The organism is Roseovarius sp. EL26, from assembly GCF_900327775.1.
Lineage (GTDB): Bacteria > Pseudomonadota > Alphaproteobacteria > Rhodobacterales > Rhodobacteraceae > Roseovarius.
The window spans coordinates 490258-510647 of sequence record NZ_OUMZ01000006.1; the positions used below are offsets into that span (position 1 = coordinate 490258).

Below are 20390 nucleotides of genomic sequence, written 5' to 3' on the forward strand. Positions count from 1 at the left end.
ACGGCCATGTTTGGATTTGTCCTGCATTCCCCTGTCACCAATTTCATTATCGTGTTACGGCGATGGAATGAGCCAGATGCCAACAAAAGCAGAGATTCTTGAATGGATTTCTGAACACCCGACCCAAACCACGAAACGTGATATTGCCAAAGCCTTTGGTATCAAAGGGGCTGCGCGGATTGATCTTAAGCGCATGCTTAAGGAGCTGGAGGCCGAAGGTCATCTGGCAAAATCCAAGAAAACCTATCTTGATCCTGAAAAACTGCCACCTGTTAGCGTGTTGCGGGTTTCCGGGCAAACCAATGATGGCGATCTGACTGCGACTGCGCTTGAATGGCACGGCGAGGGGGCCGAGCCGGTGGTTCTGATGATTCCACGTGCGGGTGACCCGGCGTTGGGCGAAGGCGACCGTATTTTGGCCCGCCTGCAAGAAGTGACTGGCGAAGATCATCACTATGAGGGGCGTTTGATCCGGCGGATTGGGACCAACCCGAAAAAAGTATTGGGGATCTTCCGCAAAGGGGCCGAAGGTGGGCGCATTTTGCCCATTGATAAAGGCGACAACAAAGAATGGCTTGTGGTCTCTGATGGGGTTCGCGGTGCGAAAGACGGCGAACTTGTCGAGGCAGAACAAGCCGGGCCAAAGGGCCGCATGGGTTTGCCACGTGCGCGCATTACTTCCCGTCTGGGCGACCCAAGTGCGCCAAAGGCAGTTTCACTGATTGCAATCCGGCAACATGGCATCCCTGATGATTTCCCCGACGAGGTGATCGCGGAAGCAGACAGCAAGAAACCCGCTGGTATGAGTGGTCGTGAGGATTTGCGCGATATGCCACTTGTGACTATTGATCCGCCTGATGCGCGGGATCATGACGATGCGGTATGGGCACACGCCGATGATGATCTGAAAAATGAGGGTGGTCACGTCATCTGGGTGGCGATTGCCGATGTTGCTCATTATGTGCAGCCGGGCTCTGCGCTGGATGCCGAGGCCCGCAAACGTGGCAACTCAAGCTATTTCCCAGACCGCGTTGTGCCGATGCTGCCGGACCGGTTGTCTGGTGATCTGTGTTCTTTGCATGAGGGGGTGCCGCGTGCTTGTCTTGCGGTGCGCATGCAGATCGATGCCGACGGCAACAAGATTGGCCAGCGTTTTGTGCGCGGGTTGATGAAGTCAGTGGCTTCCCTGAACTACGCCGAAGTGCAGCAAGCCGTCGATGGTGCGCCAAATGAAAAATGCACCCCTTTGATGGACGATATTATTCTTCCAATTTACGCGGCATATGCGGCCTTGAAAAAGGCCCGGGCGCAGCGCCAGCCGCTGGATCTGGATCTACCGGAACGCAAGGTTGTGTTGAGCGAAGACGGTAAGGTGTCGTCAGTCAGTTTTACGGAGCGACTTGATGCTCATAAACTGATCGAAGAATGCATGGTTCTGGCCAATGTGGCCGCCGCCGAGACATTGACGGCCAAAAAGTCACCACTGCTGTTCCGCGTACATGAAGAACCCGCACCAGAGAAACTGGAAAGCTTGCGGGAAGTGGCGCAAACTGCAGGGCTGGTGTTGGCCAAAGGCCAGGTGCTGAAAACTGCGCACCTGAATGCTTTGTTGCATGCCGCGGCGGGAACAGATCATGCCGAGGTGGTCAATATGTCCACCCTGCGGTCAATGACGCAGGCTTACTATAGCCCGACGAACTTCGGGCATTTCGGGCTGGCGTTGCGGTCATACGGACATTTCACCTCTCCCATTCGACGCTATGCAGATCTTATTGTGCATCGGTCCTTGGTGTCCGCCCATGGCTGGGGTGAGGATGGCTTGCAGCCGTACGATATTGAACGGTTGGAGGGCACTGCAAAGCATATCTCTGATACCGAACGGCGTTCGATGATCGCTGAGCGTGATACCAATGATCGGTATCTGGCGGCGTTTTTGTCTGAACGTTTGGGCGAGGAATTCACCGGTCGGATCAGCGGCATTGCCAACTTTGGCGCCTTTGTGCGGTTGGACGAAACCGGGGCAGACGGGTTGATCCCGATGCGGGCTTTGGGGCGAGAATATTACCATTTGGATCGGGATGCGGGCACTTTGACCGGCTCTGACACGGGTATCGTGATCGGATTAGGCCAGCGGGTGACGGTCAAACTGAGCGAAGCCGCACCCGTTACGGGCGGCGTCGCGCTGGAATTGATCAGCCTTGATGGCAAAATAGTCAAACGCGGTGGCGGATCTCATAAGGGACGTGGCGCTAAGCGTAAACATGTCAAATCAAAGCGTAAATCGGATAAGGTTAAGCGCAAGGTCAAGCGCAGCCGAACATAAGTGGCAAGAGTTCGCAATCACCGCGATTGCTACCTTTTGCTTTTGCAGAGGCCGGTCTATGTTCAAGAAAACATAGTATGAGGCTGAGCAATGCGTTCTTTTCTTTTGTTTACGGTGATTTCTAGCTTTGCAACGGTGGCAATTGCTGCTCCGGTTGAAACATCTTTGCGGCCAAAAGAGCGGCCTGAAAATGCGCAAGTCGGCGAATACACAGTGGCCTCTGTGGCGCCGCAAAAGGTTTTGCGTCCGGTAATCCGGCCTGAGGGTTTGCAAAACAATGCAACAAATGATGTCATGAAAGTTGCCACCGGAAATGCCAGTTTTGACAATTGGGTCAAAGGTTTTAGAGGCCGCGCATTGGCGCAAGGGATCAGTCCACAAGTGTTTGATCGCGCCTTCAAGGGTGTGCGCTACAATGCGGACATCATCAAAAAAGATCGCAATCAGTCAGAATTTAAAAGCCAGATATGGGATTATCTGGACAATGCCACTTCGCCTGTCCGGGTGGATAATGGCAAAAAGGCCTTGAAGAAACATCGTCGCGCGCTGGAGCGGATTGAAAAAGCGTATGGTGTCGACAAAGAAGTGGTTGCGGCTGTCTGGGGCATGGAAAGCACTTACGGCGAACGTCGTGGTACGATCCCGGTGATCGAGGCGACTGCGACATTGTCCTATGATGGGCGGCGTGGGGCGTTCTTTGAAAAGCAGTTGATTGCGGCGCTGAAGATTTTGCAAACAGGTGATACGACCCCGAAAAACCTGAAAGGTTCCTGGGCCGGCGCCATGGGGCACACGCAGTTCATCCCGACCTCATATCAGGCTTATGCCGTTGATTTCACTGGTGATGGCCGACGTGACATTTGGTCAGATGACCCATCGGATGCGCTGGCCTCGACCGCGGCTTACCTGCAACGGCACGGGTGGAAAAAAGGCCAGCCTTGGGGCGTCGAAGTGCGCGTTCCTAATGGGTTCAGCGTCTCGCGCAAGACCAAAAAGATGCCATCAGCTTGGGCTCAGTCGGGCGTTGTTGATATGCAGGGCCGCCCCGTACGGGACTATGGCAGCGCATCTATCTATCAGCCTGCGGGAAAATCCGGACCTGCGTTTATGACCTTCAACAACTTCAAGGTCATTACGCGGTATAACAACTCTGACGCCTATGTGATGGGTGTCGGACATCTGAGCGACCGGCTCAAAGGTAAGCCACCAATTCAAGGCAAATGGCCACGTGGTTATGACCCGTTGAGCTTTGAAGAGCGCAAAGAGATGCAGAAGCGTCTCAAGCGCAAGGGCTATAAGATTGAGAAAATCGACGGAATCATTGGCCCGAACTCTCGCAAGGCCATTGTTGCGTATCAAAAATCAGTGGGTCTGAAACCGGATGGGTTTGCTAGCCAAGATGTTCTGAAAAGCCTGAAAAAGCGCTGATTGGTGTAAAAGACACTCACATTACACATATTCGGACATCTCAGTTTCCGCCGATTGAGCTGCGCAGGTAATTCTGTTACCCGCGCAGTTAAACGTGGATCAGCTGAGCGAGAAAAATGCCCAACAATGATTTAGAAACCCGTCACCTGGAGACATTGGACCGTGACCTTGGACGGTTGTCCAACCTTGAACGGGCAACGGCCTATGTGGCGCGCCCATTGGTTGGGCCGGGTATCTCGCTGGTATTTGTGGTGTTGGCTAGCCTTCTAGCGATGGTCTTCTTTGGCGAATCCACCAACACCTTTGTTGTGATTATCGCCGCCGGTTTCGGCGCCTATATGGCGCTGAACATCGGTGCGAATGATGTGGCCAATAATATGGGCCCAGCGGTGGGGGCCAATGCGCTAAGCATGGGCGGGGCGATTGCAATCGCTGTTGTCTTTGAAAGTGCTGGGGCCTTGTTGGCAGGGGGCGATGTTGTGTCCACCATTGCCAAAGGCATTATCGCACCAGAAAGTATGCAAACCGCGTCTGTTTTTATCTGGGCAATGTTGGCAGCACTTCTGTCGGCAGCGCTTTGGGTTAATCTGGCGACATGGATCGGCGCGCCGGTATCAACGACACACTCGGTCGTCGGTGGCGTGATGGGCGCTGGCATCGCTGCAGCAGGGTTTGCTGCCGTGAACTGGGCCACAATGGGCAAGATTGCTGCCAGCTGGGTGATTTCCCCAGTTCTGGGCGGTGCAATTGCGGCAGGTTTCCTATTTCTTATCAAAGAGCGCATCATCTATCAGGATGACAAAATTGCGGCCGCGCGGAAATGGGTGCCCATCTTGGTAGGGATCATGGGCGGGGCATTTGCAGCCTATTTGGCACTGAAGGGCCTGAAGAAAGTTATCAAGATCGATCTTCTGACAGCATTGATGATCGGCGCGGCCGTTGGCGCGCTGGTCTGGGCTATCATGATCCCGGTGATCCGGCGCCAATCTGTTGGTCTGGAAAACCGCAACAAATCACTGAAAGTTCTGTTTGGTATTCCGCTGGTAGTGTCGGCTGCCTTGTTGAGTTTTGCGCATGGAGCCAACGATGTGGCGAACGCCGTCGGGCCGTTGGCTGCGATTGTGCAAGCCTCGCAATCCGGGGATTTCACCGCGGCCGTTTCTATTCCGCTTTGGGTGATGGTGATTGGCGCACTGGGGATTTCCTTTGGTTTGTTCCTGTTTGGACCTAAGCTGATCAGAATGGTGGGCAGCCAGATCACTAAGCTGAACCCAATGCGCGCCTATTGTGTCGCCCTGTCGGCAGCCATCACCGTGATTGTCGCCAGTTGGCTAGGCTTGCCGGTCAGCTCAACCCACATTGCCGTGGGGGGCGTTTTTGGGGTTGGGTTTTTCCGTGAATGGGATGCTGAGCGCCGCATGAAGAAAGCACGGATTGCCGTTCCCGCAGCGGATGTGCAGCCTTTGGAGGAACGCCGTCGCCGGAAGCTGGTGCGTAGATCACACTTCCTGACCATTATCGCAGCTTGGGTCATTACTGTGCCTGCCGCCGCGATACTGTCGGCCTTGATCTTTTTTGTGATCAGCTTGATTGCGGGGTAAGCTGTTGAAGTAGGCTTCATGTTTACGCTGGCCTTCGGTAGCGTCCGAGGGCCAGCGTAATATGGACTTCACCGCAGAGCGTTTCGGAGTCGTGATATCAGCGCCTTTACATTTTTAGGAGGTGTTTTTCCGTGCTGGTGCAGAGCATATATTGGGGTTTCTGAGATTGGCAAAAGCTGTACCAGTGTCTTGCTGCCTTGCGCAATTAAGTCCGGGAGAAGCGCTATACCAAATCCGTCTTCGACAAAGGCTTTTACCCCAAGAATTGTGTTGCTGCGGGCTGCGGGGAGAACTTGCAGCGTTTCGCCAGACGAGGATCGATACCTGATTGGGTTGCCTTGCCAATCATTAGCAATATGTGCCCAATTCTGCAGGTCCAGCAGGGTTATTGGCGGATTGCCCATGCGCTCAAGATAATGCGGTGCGCCATATATGCTTTCACGTAGAGTCCCGATACGAGAAATATGGGCGGACTGCGGAGCACTTGCCCCCACACGAATGGCCAGATCAATCTGATGTTCTACAAGGTTGACTGGGCTATCTTCGGCGATAAGGCGTGGTTTTATGCCCTGCGTTTTTGCTAGGTCGGATAGGATAGGAACCAGAACAGAATGGCAAAGAGCATGGGGCGCGGTAATGGTCAATGTCTCACCTTGTCTGATCTGCGCAGCCGTGAGTGTTTGCTGCAACTCCTGCTGCGCTTGCCTGAGGGTCTGACATGCAGGTATCAGCTTGGAGCCGGTTTCAGTCAATGACATCGATCGGGTTGTTCTGAAAAGAAGCTTTGCCCCGAGTGTATCTTCGACCCGTTTAAGTGCCTGGCTTATAGCGGATTTGGTTAATCCGGTCTGTTGCGCAGCAATGGTCATGCTGCGGGTCTCGGTGAGGGTCAAAAAGATGAGAAGGTCATTGGTATTGGGTGTCATAGTTTAATATTACTAAACAATAATTTAGAACAATAAAACTTGTTTTATGTGTCTGATCATCGCAATTGAATTTTAATAAAGTTACAAAACTGGAGCAACATGATGGCAACTAAAATTGAAACCGCAGCGCAGAATAAGCTGGCTGTTTGGAAAGCAGCCTTTAATGCCGGAGACGCAGCAGGCTGTGCTGCCTGCTATGAGGAAGATGCGTTGATGGTTGTAACGCCATTTGGTGAATTCAAGGGGCGGACAGCTATTCAGGCGTTTTGGACGGATCTGATTGGAAAAGGGTTTTCCAATGTGGATTATTCAGGTGTTAAACTTGAGGTGCTTGATGAAGCCTCCGCGGTGATTTCAGCGTCTTGGACGATGAACAATGCCCACGGGATTATCACCAAAGAACTTTGGGTGCTGCAGGCGGATGGTGCGGCGTTGCTGCGCGAAGACCACTTCGAAGTGCAAGGGTGAATCTATTCCCTACGAAGTGGCATGAAATGGAAAAGCCGGAGCGATTGCCCCGGCTTTTTGCAGAATGATTTGATCAAGCTCTATTCTTCGGTTTGCAGGGCCGACAGGCCTTTGAGGATGTCGATGGCATAGGCCAGTTGATAATCCTCTTCGCGCAGTTTTGCGGATTCTTCGGCGCGAGCGCGGTCTTCCTCGATCTGGCGAATTTCGTCTTCGGTCAGGCTATCGTTGTTCAAGCTGCCGCGCAGATCTGCCTCAGAACGGTTGCCGAAAACTGACCTTTCTTCTTCCTCGTTCTCTGGGGTGGGGCGGGGCTGTTCGACCAGAATATCGGGGGACACGCCAAGGGCCTGAATGGATCGACCAGACGGTGTGTAATAGCGCGCGGTCGTCAGGCGCATGGCACCGTCACCCGGTAGTGGCATGACCGTCTGAACAGAACCCTTTCCAAAGCTTTTGGTGCCGACCACGATGGCGCGACGGTGATCTTGCAATGCACCGGCAACAATCTCTGATGCGCTGGCAGAACCGCCATTGATCAAGATCACCATCGGTTTGCCATTGATCAAGTCACCATCTGTGGCATTGAAGCGTTCGCCGTCCTGTGGGTCGCGTCCACGGGTTGAAACGATTTCACCTTTATCCAGAAATGCATCAGAAACCTTGATCGCTTGTGTTAGCAGGCCACCGGGATTGTTGCGGAGATCAAGAATGACGCCGTTGACGCTGTCAAATCCGCCAGCCTCTTCGATTTGTTCTGCAAGACCACTTTCAAGATTTTTGTAAGTTTGGTCGTTAAAGGTGGTGACGCGCAGGACGACACTGTCTTGTTCGGTGCGTACACGCACGGCCGTGAGTTTGATCGTGTCGCGGGTGATGGTTAGGTCAAAGGGTTCGGTTTCACCTTCGCGTACGATTGTGATGACAATTTCGGATCCGACCGGACCACGCATCATGTCGACCGCTTCATCAAGGGTCAGGCCCAGTACGTTTTCACCGTCAACCTGTGTGATGAAATCACCCGCTTCGACACCGGCCTCATCAGCGGGGGTACCATCGATAGGCGAGACCACTTTGACAAAACCGTCTTCTTGCGTGACCTCAATGCCCAACCCGCCAAATTCGCCTCGGGTCTGCACGCGCATATCATCTGCATCATCCGGTGACAGATAGCTTGAGTGGGGATCAAGCGAGGTCAGCATACCATTTATTGCCGCTTCGATCAGGTCGCTCTCATCAACGTCTTCAACGTATTGTACACGGATGCGTTCAAAGATGTTGCCGAACAGATCAAGCTGTTCATAGACGTTGGGGGATTTTTCCGCTTCCTGAGCCAGCAAGGGGGCCGCGACCTGCGTTGTGACAATGGCCCCGGTCAATGTGCCGGCTGCGGCGGCCATCAGGAATTTTTTCATCGTTTGGTCATCCTTGCTATTCGGTGCTGAACCATAGGGTTGGGTCCACCGGAACGTTATCTTGTCTGAGTTCTATATAAAGCGTTTCTGGCTGGGCAGTACCAGCCCCTTGATCATTTTCGATCAAAAGAGCGTCGGTTTGCGTGTCATCACCGCCCATCAGGCCCACGGGGCTACCGCCTGGCAGGACCTCGCCGGTGTTGCCATAGACCTGATCGAGCCCGGCTAGCACCAGCAAAATGCCGGATTGCGGTTCAAGAATCACCACATTGCCATAGTTTAGTAGCGGTCCGCGGTAGCGGATCGTAGCCGCTGCCGGTGTTGTGACAAGCGCATGAGGGCGGGTGGCCATGATCAACCCAGGGCGTTGGACGCCAGCGGCATCAGCTTCATTCGGGCTGCGCAAGATTTGCCCCTGTACTGGCAACGGAAGCTGTCCTTTGCGATCAGTGATATCCGGTAAACTGCCGGGAACCTCGTCAACAGCGATGGTACTGAGACCACTGGCAAAGCTTTCCAGGGTCTCGGTTGAGGCAATGAGCAAAGCCGTTTGAATAGGGTCTTCAGTAAAGCGTTGCGGTAGGTTGGTGCGATCAGAAATGGCCCGGCTGAGTTCGGAACGGGCAGTTTGGGCATTACGCAGACCATCGGCCAGGGTATTTGCCGCGGTTTGTTGCAGGCTGCGCAGAATGCTGACCTCCTGCAATGTGCGGCGCAGGTGCTCAGCGCGTTGATTCAACGCTGGGGTGACATCAGCTAATATCATGCCAGATCTGGCGGTGCCCATGGGGCCAGCCGGATGCACGAGCAAGGCCGGGGTCGGTGTGCGTTCAACGCTCTGCAAAACACCCAGTAAGTTGGCCAGTTCTTCCTCGCGACTGTTCAATTCTGCAATCAAGGTGGCTTCGCGGATCGCGGCGCGACGCAGACCTTCGCGCATCGCTTGCAATCCGTCTTCATAGGCGTGGATGGCGGCAGACAGGGCTTTGACGCGATTGCGTGCAGTTTTTGCATTGTCGAGTAATGTGGTGGCCTTTTCCAACCTGACCGAAGCCGCACGCGCCTCATCCGCTGGGGTCGATCGCGCCTGCGGGCGCACGGGCGCAGGGTTGCCTTGTGTCATCACAGGGGCGGCACAGATCAGCAGGCAAAGAAGGATCAGGTGTTTCATGTAATCAGAGTCTGCCCGGTCATCTCTGGAGGAAGAGGTATTTCCATCAAGTCTAACACTGTTGGGGCTAGATCCGCCAGACGTCCACTGCGCAATGCTGCACCGTCCGGTCCACCCGCCAGAATGACCGGCACGGGGTTGAGTGTATGCGCCGTGTGTGGCCCACCTGTTTCCGGATCGATCATCATTTCGCAATTGCCATGATCAGCGGTCACAATCATCGTGCCCCCTGCATGATCCAATGCGTCAAGCACCTGACCCAATCCCTGATCAACTGCTTCACAGGCCACAATGGCGGCAGCAATATCACCTGTGTGTCCGACCATGTCGGGATTGGCAAAGTTTACGATGATCAGGTCAAAACGTTTCTGGATTGCACCGATCAAATGTTCAGTCACCTCACCCGCGGACATTTCCGGCTGCAGATCATAAGTCGCAACTTTGGGCGAGGCCGCCATATAACGTTCTTCGCCTTTTACCGGGGCCTCGCGCCCGCCGTTAAGGAAGAAGGTGACATGTGGGTATTTTTCAGTTTCGGCGATATGAAATTGGGTCCGGCCATGCTGAGCGACCCACTCTGCCAAAGTGTTGTGCGGCGCTTTGTCAGGGAAAATACAATCCATATAGGAACTATGGTTGCGGGAATATTCGGTGAACCCGCTGACGATGGAAAATTTGGGGCGCTTACCAGTGTCAAAGGCATCAAAGCTGGGATCAGCAAAGGCGGCCAGAATTTCACGGGCGCGGTCGGCGCGGAAATTCAGGCTAAGAATGCCATCGCCGTCTTTCATGCCAGCGTAGTCACCCAGTACACGAGGTTTGATAAACTCGTCTGTGCGTCCCTTGCCATATGCGTTGTCAATGGCTGCGCTGGCATTTTCTGCAGTATAGCCTTTGGCCATGGCCAACGCCTGATATGCCAGCTCCACCCGCTCCCAGCGATTATCCCGGTCCATCGCGTAATAGCGGCCTGACACGGTAGCGATGTAGGCGCCTTCTGGCAGTTCATCGTGTAGGTCTTCGAGATAGTGCTTGGCTGAAACCGGTGCCACATCGCGCCCATCGGTAAAGGCATGAATGGCCACGCGCAGTCCTTTCTTCACAAGAACGCGCGCGGTTTCGATCATATGCTCGATGTGTGAATGCACCCCACCATCAGACAAAACACCCAAAACATGCGCGGTGCCACCAGTGGCCAGGACCGCGTTGGTGAAACGCTTTAATCCGGGCAGGTCAGCAAAGGTGCCAGTGTCGATTGCACGATCAATCCGGCGTAGGTCCATTTCGACAACCCGGCCTGCGCCAATATTCATATGCCCCACTTCGGAATTTCCCATCTGCCCTTTGGGCAAACCAACATCATGGCCATGGGTGATCAGTGTGTTGTTGGGGCAGTTATGCATCAGCCGGTCAAAATTCGGCGTATTAGCCAGCGCTGGCGCATTCCCTTCGGTCTTATCAGACAGCCCCCAACCATCAAGAATGCACAGGACAACAGGTTTGGGAATGCTCATGGGACCTCCGGGTGTTACGTGGTCCTTCTAACGGCAAGCTTGAGAGGTGGAAACTGCGTTTGCGTTAACAGTTTTAGCTTCTTGCCGCTTTTTTGTAGCCTGAGGTTGGATTGGTCGCTGCATGTCATAATTTCATGGAGTTTCTGGCAATGTAGCTGCGAAAGAGAATTACCTGGAATCAAGGGTACAACCGGCCCAAGGCCGGGTTTTGCCTTACGGTGCGGCGCTATTCAGACCCTGTGGTACGGAGTGCCGGCCAAAATAGATGCGGCGCGATAGAGTTGCTCAGACAGCATCACCCGTGCCAACATGTGGGGCCAGACCATGGTGCCAAAGGATAGTTTGAAATCCACCTTTGCGCGCAGTTCTGGCGCGATGCCATCTGCGCCACCGATGAGAAAGGCAATGTCAGAGCGACCCGCATCCCGTTGCCGTGCCAGAAGTTCAGAGAACTGAGGTGACGTTAGCAGCTTGCCGCGCTCGTCCATGGCAACAACATAGGCCCCTTTGGGAATCGCGCGCTCCAACAGCGGGGCCTCGGCCTGCATGCCGCCGCCCTTTTTGTCTTCGACTTCGGCCATGGCAGCCGGGCCAAGCCCGAGGGCACGACCAGTGCGGTCAAATCGTTTGAGGTAGTCGTCCAAAAGGTCCCGCTCGGGGCCGGGGCGCATACGCCCGACAGCACAGATATGGGCGCGCATTCAGCTGGGTGAACTTGCGGCCTGCGCATTGGGCAGCCACATTTTCTCAAGCTGATAGAATTCGCGGACTTCTGGGCGGAAGACATGCACGATGATATCGCCAGTGTCGATCAGAACCCAATCGCCAGCATCTTTGCCTTCTATTTTGCTAAAGACATTCAAATCACGTTTCAGGCGCGCTGTCAGCTTTTCAGCAATAGCCGCAACCTGACGTGAAGAGCGACCTGAGCAGATGATCATGTAATCACCCATAGGAGATTTGCCGCGCAAATCAATTTGCACGATGTCTTCGGCCTTATCATCGTCGAGTGAGGAAAGGATATGCGAGAGTTGGGTTTCGCTGCCTGCGCTCATGTCGGCCCCTGAATCCGAGGCTTCATGATCTGCGGTGTTGGCCGCATCAGTCGTATTAGACAGGACATTGTCCTCCTGGGTTGCACATCACTCCGGTCTGGATGCCGGAACATAATTTATAAAATAGCAATTCAGCGGGTCTTTTTCAATGTAAGCTATGCGCCGTCAATGCCGAAATGCGCAAAATGGCAACAATTATGGGTGAAGTCGTGTTTTTCGCAGGATTTCGCCGAACTTCTCTGAGGTCTGCGGCGTGACAACCGTATTATGCGGACATAGGGTGCCTCAAACTACTACGAGGACTCTCATGAAAACAGCGCTGATCACCCATTTAGAGTGCCTGAATCACGTTACCCCGCCGGGACATCCGGAATGTGTGGGCCGTTTGGAATCGATCCTGGCTGCATTGGAGGGCAAGGATGTGCGGCGTATCGATGCGCCTCTGGCCGTGGTTGAGGACATTTTGCTGGCGCACCCACAATCCCATTTGGATGAGATCGAACAGGCATTGCCTGAGTTGGGAATCAAGCCACTTGATAGCGACACATGGATGTCACCAGAGTCGTTGAATGCCGCCCTGCGGGCCGCCGGTGGGGCGGTCAAGGCGGTGGATATGGTTATGGCGGGTGAGGCGCAGAATGCCTTTGTCGCCTGTCGCCCACCGGGGCACCATGCCGAGTATGAATTGCCGATGGGTTTTTGCCTGTTTGGCAGCGTGTCGATTGCGGCGAAACATGCATTGGAGCGGCACGGATTGTCCCGCGTGGCGGTGGTGGATTTTGATGTGCATCACGGCAATGGCACGCAGGACCTGTTGCAAGATGATGCACGGGTGATGTTTGCCTCTTCCCATCAGATGCCCCTGTTTCCGGGTACGGGCGGGGCACATGAGACGGGCAAGCACGGCAATGTTTTGAATGTGCCTTTGCGTGATGGCATGGGCAGTACCGAATTTCGGCAGGTTTGGGGGCAGGAAATTTTACCTGCCGTAGCGGCGTTTGAACCAGAATTCATATTGGTGTCTGCCGGCTTTGATGCCCATGCCGCTGATCCGCTGGCCAGTCTGCGCCTGACCGAGGCGGATTTCGAGTGGGTGACCAGCGCGATCTGCGATCTGGCGGATGAATGCTGCCAAGGGCGAGTCGTGTCCAGCCTTGAGGGGGGGTATAACTTGCAGGCACTGGCGGCGAGTGCGGCGGCGCATGTGGATGCTTTGACGGCGAGGGAAGGCTAAAGCCATGAGAATTGACTACGATGAAGCGCAAAAGGTCATTGCTGCGCTCTGTGACGGCGAGGTCGATGAGGTGGCGTTGATGGCCACAGTCGCGTGTGAATTGCATCATGCAGACAATCGGTTTGATTGGACGGGATTCTACCGTGTCACTGCACCAGAGTTATTAAAAATCGGGCCTTATCAAGGCGGCCACGGTTGTCTGGTCATTCCGTTCGCACGCGGTGTTTGTGGTGCGGCGGCACGGACAGGTGAAGTTCAACTGGTCGATGATGTCGATGCTTTTGCGGGGCATATCGCCTGTTCGACCAGCACGCGGTCCGAAGTGGTTTTGCCGGTCTATAACCGCGCGGGCCGATTGCTGGGGGTTCTGGATATTGATAGCGATCAATCAAATGCCTTCACGCAGGCGGATGCCGATGGGTTGAAGGCCATATTGCAGACTGTGTTTGGCGCATTACAGGAGTGATTCGCATGGTCTGAAGGTGTAACAGAGGCATTCGAATGCGCTATTTAGGCCTGGTTCAGACCCTGTGAAAAATTATTTTACCCGTCTATAAAGGGTTGCTGCGCTGCGGCGTGAAAAAATGTTTGAAAATTTCACGAAAGCGACGCATCGTGAAATTCAAGTAAATTTTTTCACGAGGGCAACCATCATGCACCAACGCGAGATCAGCCGGACACAAACCCTTGGAGCTGATTTGCGTACGTTGCGAAAATCGCGTGGCGTTACACTCAGTGCGCTGGCCGAGACGTTGGGGCGTTCGGTCGGATGGCTGAGTCAGGTTGAGCGTGACAAGTCTGAACCCTCCATCGAAGACCTGCGCCAAATTGGTATTGCCTTGGACGTGCCGCTGTCGATGCTCTTTGGGCAGCCCACAGCCCCGGCTGAAGAGGCCGGATTTGTAGTGCGCGAAAGTGCCCGGCGGCAGATTGGCTCGGGTGAGGCCGGTCTGGTCGAAGAGCTTCTCTCGCCAGATCTGACCGATGATTTTGAGATGGTGCACTCCACTTTTGAGCCACACAGCCGGATCGCTGCACCAGTGCAGCGCCCGACGCAAGAGGTGGGCTATGTTCTTTCCGGCAAGCTGGACCTGGTGATTGAGGGCAAGCAATTCACCATCAACCCCGGTGACAGTTTCCGCATTCGCGGTGAATTGCACGAATGGATCAACCCTTACGATGAACCGGCTGTTGCGATCTGGGTGATCGCGCCGCCGGTGTATTGAGGCGTGAAATGAGTTTTGACGCCTGGATCATATTCACGCTGTTCTGGCTGGTCTTTGTGGTCACGCCGGGGCCGAATGCGGTGAACTGCATCACCAATGGCATGACGCTGGGCTTCCGCCGCAGCCTGCCGGGGGTTGCGGCGATCCTGACACAGGCGGCGTTATTTCTGAGCTTGTCGGCGGTTGGAGTGACGGCCTTGATCGCGGCCTCACCACTGGCGTTTCAAGTGTTGAAATTCATCGGCGCCGGGTTCCTGATCTATCTTGGTGTTCGCAGCTGGGTGACAGCCCGCCGCCCTGTCCAGGCTAATGGGCAAACAAGTGGCTCGATCTATTGGCGGGCTTTTGCGATTGCCGTGATTAATCCGAAAAGCGTGGCGGGATATCTGGCGGCCTTCAGTCAGTTCGTGCAACCCGGCGTGTCGATTGGCGCCCAGATGTGGGTTATATTTCCCACTGCGCTGAGCCTGACTGCACTCAGCTATCTGACCTACACGGCACTCGGCGCAGGGTTAGGGCGCGCGGCATTTGGGGCAGTGTTCAATGTTTGGCTGCGTCGCGGTTTGGCAGTTTGCTTCATCATCTATGGCGTGCTGTTGGGCGCCGCCGCCACACCGGGGAGAGCATAATGCAAAAGGGTAGCTGTCTGTGCGGAGCTGTGGCCTTTGAAATCACCGGGGATTTGCGACCAGCGATCGCCTGCCATTGCAGGCAATGCCGGACCACATCGGGGCACTTTTGGGCGGCGACATCTGCAACAGATGTTGCAATGAGATTTACACGTGATGACGGTTTGCGCTGGTATCAATCCAGCGACACGGCAAAACGTGGATTTTGTGATCAATGCGGATCGTCCCTGTTTTGGAAGCCCGAGGGGCAGGACCGAACTGCGATTGCGATGGGGATCTTGGAGGAGCCCAGCGGTTTGCATGTGGAAAGCCATGTCTTCGTCGAAGGCAAGGGCGCATATTATGAGATTGAAGACGGGCTGCCGCAACACCAACAATTCAGCGGGGCCGAAGATGCGTGAGGGGATGTGTCTTTGCGGTGGGGTCACCTTCGAGGTGTCTGGCAGATTGGCGGACCCGCGCGCCTGCCATTGCAAACAATGCCGTCGGCAGACTGGACACTATTTTGCTGCGGTGAGGGCACAGCAAACGGCTGTGCGGTTCACCAAAGACGAGGGGCTGACGTGGTATCGCCCAAGTAATGAAGGTTCGCTTGGGTTTTGCGTACAATGCGGCTCAACGTTGTTTTGGCGTGAGGATGAGAGCGACCATATTCGCATTGCCTTGGGTACGTTGGAGGTGACGGGAAATCTGTATCTGGATCGGCACATCCACGTTGAGACCAAGGGTGATTACTACAAGATTGCGGATACTTTACCACAGGTTAAAGGAGACGACATATGATGCAGGGACAATGTTTGTGCGGTGCGGTGTCTTACGAAGTAGAGGGCAAAGCACAGGGCGCATCGGTTTGCCATTGCAGCCAATGCCGCCGACAATCCGGCCATCTATGGGCCTCAGCCTATGTGCTTGAGGATCTGATCGTCATCAAAGGCCCGGTGCGCTGGTTTGAGGCCAGTGAAGAGGCGCGTCGTGGATTTTGCCCGAAATGTGGATCGTCGCTGTTTTGGCAAGCGCATGACGAGGACACGATCAGTTTCTCGCTGGGTTCACTGAAAGACGATAGCGACATCAATCTGCAAAAACATATCTTCGTGGCCAGCAAGGGTGACTATTACGATATCGCGGATGGCCTGCCGATCATGGGAGAGTCATGATGTGGGAGGTTCTGACAGAGTTTGACCCAGCGGTTTTGCTGACCTTTATTGGCGCGGGAATTCTGCTGAACCTGACGCCGGGGGCAGATTTCATCTTTGTTTCGGCCAGCGGGATCAGTGGTGGTTCACGCATCGGCATGGCGGCCGCACTGGGAGTCAATCTGGGCGTCGCGCTTCATGTTGTGATGGCAGCGGCGGGCCTGTCGGCGCTTTTACTGGCCTGGCCGTTGGCTTATGATTTGATCCGCTATGCGGGGGCCGCTTATCTGCTGATTCTGGCCGTGCAAGCATGGCGTGCCAGTGGCGATCTGGGCGAGGGGCGCGCTGCTGTCAGCATTGGCCGCGCGATCCGACGCGGGTTTGTGACCAATGTTCTAAATCCTAAGACGGCGCTATTTGTCTTTGCCTTTATTCCGCAATTCACCGATCCGGCCATTGGCCCAATGTGGATGCAGATTGTGGTATTAGGGGCGATATTTTTGGTATTTGGCATGGTGTTTTCGCTGTCGCTTGGTGCCGCCGCCGGGGTGTTTGCGCATGTCTTGCGAGCGAAAACCAAACTGCTGAACCGTTTGTCTGCGATTATGTTCACTGGGCTTGCAGCCCGACTGGTTTGGGAGTGATGCAATGAAATGCACCGGATCCTGTGAATGTGGCGCTGTGACTTATGTGATCGAGGCTGAAATGCCAGATGTTACAATATGCCATTGCGGCCAATGCTTACGCACAAGCGGGCATGCTTGGGCTTCTGTTTCAGTGCCAGTTGATACAGTCGAAATTGCGGGCACAGAAAATTTGAAATGGTTTACGTCGTCCGACATTGCCCGCCGTGGATTTTGCACTGAATGCGGATCGAGCCTGTTTTTTGAACGTATCGGGAAAAACCGTATCGCGATTGGTGCGGGGACGTTGACCCAGCCGACTGAGTTGAAAACCGGAAAACACATCTTCATCGCGGACAAGGGAGATTACTACGATATCTCCTGCGACGCGCCACAATATGACTTCTATGAATAAGGAACTGAATCATGGCTGACATTCCAACCAAAGCAAAGGTTGTTATCATCGGGGGCGGCGTTATGGGCTGCTCTGCGTTGTACCATCTGGCCAAAAAGGGTTGGACGGATTGTGTGTTGCTGGAAAAGAACGAGCTGACGGCCGGCTCAACCTGGCATGCGGCGGGCAACGTGCCGACCTTTTCGACCAGCTGGGCGATTATGAACATGCAGCGCTATTCAACCGAGCTGTATTCGCGCTTGGGTGAAGAGGTTGATTACCCGATGAACTATCATCAATCGGGCTCTATCCGTCTGGCGCACAGCAAAGAGCGGATGCAGGAATTTGAACGCGCCCTTTCCATGGGCCGGTATCAGGGCATCGAGATGGAGATGTGGACGCCAGAAGAAACCAAAGAGCGTTATCCGTTTCTGGAGACCCATGATCTGGAAGGCGTTTTGTGGGATCCATCCGATGGCGATATCGATCCCGCACAGGTGACACAGGCGCTGGCCAAAGGCGCGCGCGACATGGGCCAGAAAATTATTCGGTTCTGCCCGGCCACTGGCGTGACACAGAATGACGATGGTAGCTGGGTTGTGCACACCGACAAAGGCGACATCGAATGCGAATATATTGTGAACGCTGCGGGCTATTATGCACAGCGCGTTGGTGAGTGGTTCAAACCCTACGGTGGGCGTACTGTGCCGATGATGGTGATGAGCCACCAATACCTACTAACCGAGCAGATTCCTGAGGTTGAGGCTTGGTCCAAAGAAAATGGCGGTAAGAAACTGCCACTGATCCGCGACGTTGATGTGTCTTATTATCTGCGTCAGGAAAAGAACGGCTATAACCTTGGCCCATATGAGCCGAACTGTAAGGCCCACTGGGAAACCGATGCAGACCCTATGCCAGAGGATTTCAGTTTCCAGCTGTGGCAGGACGATCTGGATCGGATCGAAGACATCGTTACTGATGCGATGGAGCGAGTGCCGCTGATGGCAACCTCGGGCGTGAGTAGCGTGATCAACGGACCAATTCCTTATGCACCTGATGGCCTGCCATTGATCGGCCCCATGCCGGGCGTGAAAAACGCCTTTGAAGCTTGCGTCTTCACCTTTGGTATCGCTCAAGGTGGCGGTGCTGGTAAGGTGTTGGCCGAATGGATTGTGGATGGTGCAACCGAGTGGGATATGTGGGCTGTCGATCCGCGTCGTTACACCGATTATACGGATCATGACTACTGCGTTAAAAAGGGCATGGAAGTTTACGGCAACGAATATGCAATGCACTTCCCGCAGCACGAATGGCCAGCAGCCCGCGACAAAAAACTGTCACCGGTTCACGCCAAGATCAAAGAGCTAGGCGGCGTAATGGGGGCCTACAATGGATGGGAACGAGCCAACTGGTTCGCACAGCCGGGCGACGACATATCACTTGAATCCACTCACACCTGGGGGCGCTCTGGCCCGTGGGAGCAACGCGTCAAAGAAGAGTGCGAAGCGGTGCGCGATCACTGTGGTGTTCTTGATCTTCCGGGCTTTACGCGTCTGTGGCTCCAGGGTGAGGGTGCGGATGATTGGCTGCGCGGATTCTGCACCGGTGGCATTCCCAAAGTTGGCCGGATGAACCTGATCTATGTGTCCGATGTGCGCGGTCGTATCCTGACCGAGATGTCTTGTATCCGTATTGGCGAAGACAACTTTGTCCTGATCACAGCAGCCACAGCGCAATGGCACGATGGTGATCTGGTACGCAATTCTGTACCAGATACTGTGACCGTTCGCGAAACCACGACCGAACGTGATACGTTGATCGTCACTGGCCCTAAGTCGCGCGAGATTTTGTCAGGCCTGACCGATGCAGATCTGGAACAGGGTTGGTTGACGCATCAGTTTGCCACCGTCGCTGGCCAAAAGGCGTTTCTGATCCGGGTGTCGTTCGCTGGCGAATTGGGTTGGGAAGTTCATGTTGAAGGCGATGCCATGGTGCCAGTCTATGATGCGATCATCGCGGCTGGCGCAAAGCCGTTTGGCATGTATGCACTGAACTCCTTGCGGATCGAAAAGGGTTACCGTGCTTGGAAGGGTGATCTAAGCACTGATTACTCCTTGCTTGAAGGGGGCCTTGGGCGGTTTGTGAAACTGGATAAACCGTTTGAGTTCATCGGCAAAGCCGCGATCCAAAACGAGCTGCAACAGGGCGTGAAGAAAAGCTTTGTTACGCTTGTCGTGGAAGCGGGTGATGCCGATGCGCCCTATATGTCGACCATCTGGCATGATGGACGAATCGTTGGTGAAACCACGTCTGGCGCGTGGGGCTACCGGGTCAATGCCAGCGTCGCGCTGGGCATGATCCGCACCGATCTGGCCGTCGCGGGCACAGAGCTGCAGGTGGAAATCTACGGTGTAAAATGCAAAGCGGTCGTGCAAAAGGACGAACCCCTGTGGGATCCTGAAAACGAGCGCCTGCGGGCGTGAATTGACGAAGGCCCCGGTAAGTTATTGGGGCCTTCGTTTATCACGGTTTCGGGGCTGAGTGCTTCGAGTCAATAGTGTTCACTAGTCATGTGTGAAATATTTGGTAATATTATATTTTTGCCGCTCAAAACTGGAGCCCGAATTTGTTCAAAGACGGAGACTGGCCGGTATTTGAAGATGCTTGGAACGCGTTCTTGCAAGCTGACACCCAATTTCTTGAAAAGCTGGCAAGTGAAAGCGATTTTCCGCATGGAGTGGACCCTTGGGGTGAGCAGCGGTGGCTTTCAAACGCGATTAGTACCGGCAGTACGAAATCAGTAGAATGGGTTCTTAGCAAAGGTGTGGAAGTTAATTATGTGGATGACGAAGGTTTCACAGTTCTAAAGACAGCGTTGCAGCTCGAAATTGACTGCAAAATATGGGTTTATGAGAAATTGGAGGCGCCCGAGGCTTCGACGCTGACGATCAAAATGATCGACATGCTCGTAAACGCAGGCGGAGATGTAAATCAGTGCCTCTCCTTGGACTACACTGCGTTACATACCGCTGCTGCTTGGTCGTCTGTGGAAGTCGTCCGGCATCTTTTATCTTTAAGCGCAGACCCTTTCGCAACGTCTTTAGATTACGATGGGGGTAGACCTGTGGATGACGCAAAGGAGCTCAAACGTTGGGATGTTCACGCGACGCTTTGCGAGGCAATGGGTTTATCACCAAGCAGACGTACTATCTGAAATTCGAACGGCAACTTTGTCCCGCGAAGCAGA

21 protein-coding genes are annotated in these 20390 nt (G+C 54.3%); 15 read left to right on the forward strand and 6 right to left on the reverse strand.

All coding sequences use genetic code 11. The features are described from left to right. Positions 1–67 precede the first annotated feature (67 nt). The 3 genes from rnr (at position 68) to D9A02_RS07225 (ending at position 5352) form a co-directional block, all read left to right on the forward strand. Positions 68–2323: a ribonuclease R gene (gene rnr / locus D9A02_RS07215; protein WP_120500300.1), complete on the forward strand. Its 2256-nt coding sequence runs from the start codon at positions 68–70 to the stop codon at positions 2321–2323. Positions 2324–2413: 90 nt separating this feature from the next. Further along, positions 2414–3751, forward strand: a complete 1338-nt coding sequence (locus D9A02_RS07220; protein ID WP_120500301.1) for a lytic murein transglycosylase — start codon at positions 2414–2416, stop codon at positions 3749–3751. A gap of 116 nt (positions 3752–3867) precedes the next feature. Further along, the gene (locus tag D9A02_RS07225) at positions 3868–5352 is read left to right on the forward strand and encodes an inorganic phosphate transporter (RefSeq protein ID WP_120500302.1); all 1485 of its coding nucleotides are present in this window, start codon (positions 3868–3870) and stop codon (positions 5350–5352) included. A gap of 68 nt (positions 5353–5420) precedes the next feature. Here D9A02_RS07225 and D9A02_RS07230 read toward each other — a convergent pair whose 3' ends face one another. Then, entirely contained in the window at positions 5421–6278 is an 858-nt protein-coding gene (locus D9A02_RS07230; protein ID WP_120500303.1) for a LysR family transcriptional regulator, read from the reverse strand. Between the two features lie 102 nt (positions 6279–6380). On the opposite strand from D9A02_RS07230, the gene D9A02_RS07235 reads away from it, so the two are divergent. After that, positions 6381–6746, forward strand: coding sequence for an SgcJ/EcaC family oxidoreductase (locus tag D9A02_RS07235; RefSeq protein WP_120500304.1), 366 nt, complete (start codon positions 6381–6383; stop codon positions 6744–6746). An 80-nt stretch (positions 6747–6826) separates the two neighbouring features. Here the strand turns inward: D9A02_RS07235 and D9A02_RS07240 are convergent, their stop codons facing one another. The 5 genes from D9A02_RS07240 to rsfS form a co-directional block, all read right to left on the reverse strand. Next, a complete protein-coding gene (locus D9A02_RS07240; RefSeq protein WP_120500305.1) occupies positions 6827–8161 on the reverse strand; it encodes a S41 family peptidase in 1335 nt (444 codons plus the stop codon). Between the two features lie 16 nt (positions 8162–8177). Beyond that, positions 8178–9332 (reverse strand): murein hydrolase activator EnvC, encoded by a 1155-nt coding sequence (locus D9A02_RS07245; protein ID WP_120500306.1) that lies wholly within the window; start codon positions 9330–9332, stop codon positions 8178–8180. Next, the gene (gene gpmI, locus D9A02_RS07250; protein ID WP_120500307.1) at positions 9329–10846 is read right to left on the reverse strand and encodes a 2,3-bisphosphoglycerate-independent phosphoglycerate mutase; all 1518 of its coding nucleotides are present in this window, start codon (positions 10844–10846) and stop codon (positions 9329–9331) included. Before gpmI ends, D9A02_RS07245 begins: the two co-directional genes overlap by 4 nt. Positions 10847–11076: 230 nt before the next feature. Continuing rightward, positions 11077–11547 (reverse strand): 23S rRNA (pseudouridine(1915)-N(3))-methyltransferase RlmH, encoded by a 471-nt coding sequence (gene rlmH / locus D9A02_RS07255; protein WP_120500308.1) that lies wholly within the window; start codon positions 11545–11547, stop codon positions 11077–11079. After that, positions 11548–11901, reverse strand: coding sequence for a ribosome silencing factor (rsfS, locus tag D9A02_RS07260; RefSeq protein WP_120500309.1), 354 nt, complete (start codon positions 11899–11901; stop codon positions 11548–11550). Positions 11902–12208: 307 nt separating this feature from the next. Between rsfS and D9A02_RS07265 the strand changes: the two genes are divergently transcribed. From D9A02_RS07265 to D9A02_RS07315, 11 genes are all read left to right on the forward strand, one after another. Beyond that, positions 12209–13135, forward strand: a complete 927-nt coding sequence (locus D9A02_RS07265) for a histone deacetylase family protein (protein WP_120500310.1) — start codon at positions 12209–12211, stop codon at positions 13133–13135. Positions 13136–13139: 4 nt separating this feature from the next. Next, a complete protein-coding gene (locus D9A02_RS07270; RefSeq protein ID WP_120500311.1) occupies positions 13140–13601 on the forward strand; it encodes a GAF domain-containing protein in 462 nt (153 codons plus the stop codon). Between the two features lie 187 nt (positions 13602–13788). Beyond that, the gene (locus D9A02_RS07275) at positions 13789–14361 is read left to right on the forward strand and encodes a helix-turn-helix domain-containing protein (RefSeq protein ID WP_120500435.1); all 573 of its coding nucleotides are present in this window, start codon (positions 13789–13791) and stop codon (positions 14359–14361) included. Positions 14362–14369: 8 nt separating this feature from the next. After that, positions 14370–14990 (forward strand): LysE family translocator, encoded by a 621-nt coding sequence (locus tag D9A02_RS07280; RefSeq protein WP_120500312.1) that lies wholly within the window; start codon positions 14370–14372, stop codon positions 14988–14990. Next, positions 14990–15391 carry a GFA family protein gene (locus D9A02_RS07285; protein ID WP_120500313.1) on the forward strand — a complete coding sequence of 134 codons (402 nt, stop codon included), beginning with the start codon at positions 14990–14992 and terminating at the stop codon, positions 15389–15391. The genes D9A02_RS07280 and D9A02_RS07285 overlap by 1 nt, the downstream gene beginning before the upstream one ends. Next, positions 15384–15773, forward strand: coding sequence for a GFA family protein (locus D9A02_RS07290; protein WP_120500314.1), 390 nt, complete (start codon positions 15384–15386; stop codon positions 15771–15773). The genes D9A02_RS07285 and D9A02_RS07290 overlap by 8 nt, the downstream gene beginning before the upstream one ends. Beyond that, positions 15770–16147 carry a GFA family protein gene (locus D9A02_RS07295; RefSeq protein ID WP_120500315.1) on the forward strand — a complete coding sequence of 126 codons (378 nt, stop codon included), beginning with the start codon at positions 15770–15772 and terminating at the stop codon, positions 16145–16147. Before D9A02_RS07290 ends, D9A02_RS07295 begins: the two co-directional genes overlap by 4 nt. Continuing rightward, on the forward strand, positions 16144–16770 hold the full coding sequence (locus tag D9A02_RS07300; protein ID WP_254054575.1) for a LysE family translocator: 627 nt from the start codon (positions 16144–16146) through the stop codon (positions 16768–16770). Before D9A02_RS07295 ends, D9A02_RS07300 begins: the two co-directional genes overlap by 4 nt. 4 nt (positions 16771–16774) lie before the next feature. Next, positions 16775–17164, forward strand: a complete 390-nt coding sequence (locus D9A02_RS07305) for a GFA family protein (RefSeq protein ID WP_120500317.1) — start codon at positions 16775–16777, stop codon at positions 17162–17164. 11 nt (positions 17165–17175) lie between these two features. Then, positions 17176–19626 carry an FAD-dependent oxidoreductase gene (locus tag D9A02_RS07310; protein WP_120500318.1) on the forward strand — a complete coding sequence of 817 codons (2451 nt, stop codon included), beginning with the start codon at positions 17176–17178 and terminating at the stop codon, positions 19624–19626. Positions 19627–19769: 143 nt separating this feature from the next. Next, positions 19770–20357, forward strand: a complete 588-nt coding sequence (locus tag D9A02_RS07315) for an ankyrin repeat domain-containing protein (protein ID WP_120500319.1) — start codon at positions 19770–19772, stop codon at positions 20355–20357. Positions 20358–20390: the final 33 nt, after the last annotated feature.

Excerpts from the sequence above, each read along its gene's own strand:
- rnr (WP_120500300.1), top strand. The coding sequence starts at position 68 with ATGAGCCAGATGCCAACAAAAGCAGAGATTCTTGAATGGATTTCTGAA.
- D9A02_RS07220 (WP_120500301.1), top strand. The coding sequence starts at position 2,414 with ATGCGTTCTTTTCTTTTGTTTACGGTGATTTCTAGCTTTGCAACGGTG.
- D9A02_RS07225 (WP_120500302.1), top strand. The coding sequence starts at position 3,868 with ATGCCCAACAATGATTTAGAAACCCGTCACCTGGAGACATTGGACCGT.
- D9A02_RS07230 (WP_120500303.1), bottom strand. The coding sequence starts at position 6,278 with ATGACACCCAATACCAATGACCTTCTCATCTTTTTGACCCTCACCGAG.
- D9A02_RS07235 (WP_120500304.1), top strand. The coding sequence starts at position 6,381 with ATGGCAACTAAAATTGAAACCGCAGCGCAGAATAAGCTGGCTGTTTGG.
- D9A02_RS07240 (WP_120500305.1), bottom strand. The coding sequence starts at position 8,161 with ATGAAAAAATTCCTGATGGCCGCCGCAGCCGGCACATTGACCGGGGCC.
- D9A02_RS07245 (WP_120500306.1), bottom strand. The coding sequence starts at position 9,332 with ATGAAACACCTGATCCTTCTTTGCCTGCTGATCTGTGCCGCCCCTGTG.
- gpmI (WP_120500307.1), bottom strand. The coding sequence starts at position 10,846 with ATGAGCATTCCCAAACCTGTTGTCCTGTGCATTCTTGATGGTTGGGGG.
- rlmH (WP_120500308.1), bottom strand. The coding sequence starts at position 11,547 with ATGCGCGCCCATATCTGTGCTGTCGGGCGTATGCGCCCCGGCCCCGAG.
- rsfS (WP_120500309.1), bottom strand. The coding sequence starts at position 11,901 with ATGAGCGCAGGCAGCGAAACCCAACTCTCGCATATCCTTTCCTCACTC.
- D9A02_RS07265 (WP_120500310.1), top strand. The coding sequence starts at position 12,209 with ATGAAAACAGCGCTGATCACCCATTTAGAGTGCCTGAATCACGTTACC.
- D9A02_RS07270 (WP_120500311.1), top strand. The coding sequence starts at position 13,140 with ATGAGAATTGACTACGATGAAGCGCAAAAGGTCATTGCTGCGCTCTGT.
- D9A02_RS07275 (WP_120500435.1), top strand. The coding sequence starts at position 13,789 with ATGCACCAACGCGAGATCAGCCGGACACAAACCCTTGGAGCTGATTTG.
- D9A02_RS07280 (WP_120500312.1), top strand. The coding sequence starts at position 14,370 with ATGAGTTTTGACGCCTGGATCATATTCACGCTGTTCTGGCTGGTCTTT.
- D9A02_RS07285 (WP_120500313.1), top strand. The coding sequence starts at position 14,990 with ATGCAAAAGGGTAGCTGTCTGTGCGGAGCTGTGGCCTTTGAAATCACC.
- D9A02_RS07290 (WP_120500314.1), top strand. The coding sequence starts at position 15,384 with ATGCGTGAGGGGATGTGTCTTTGCGGTGGGGTCACCTTCGAGGTGTCT.
- D9A02_RS07295 (WP_120500315.1), top strand. The coding sequence starts at position 15,770 with ATGATGCAGGGACAATGTTTGTGCGGTGCGGTGTCTTACGAAGTAGAG.
- D9A02_RS07300 (WP_254054575.1), top strand. The coding sequence starts at position 16,144 with ATGATGTGGGAGGTTCTGACAGAGTTTGACCCAGCGGTTTTGCTGACC.
- D9A02_RS07305 (WP_120500317.1), top strand. The coding sequence starts at position 16,775 with ATGAAATGCACCGGATCCTGTGAATGTGGCGCTGTGACTTATGTGATC.
- D9A02_RS07310 (WP_120500318.1), top strand. The coding sequence starts at position 17,176 with ATGGCTGACATTCCAACCAAAGCAAAGGTTGTTATCATCGGGGGCGGC.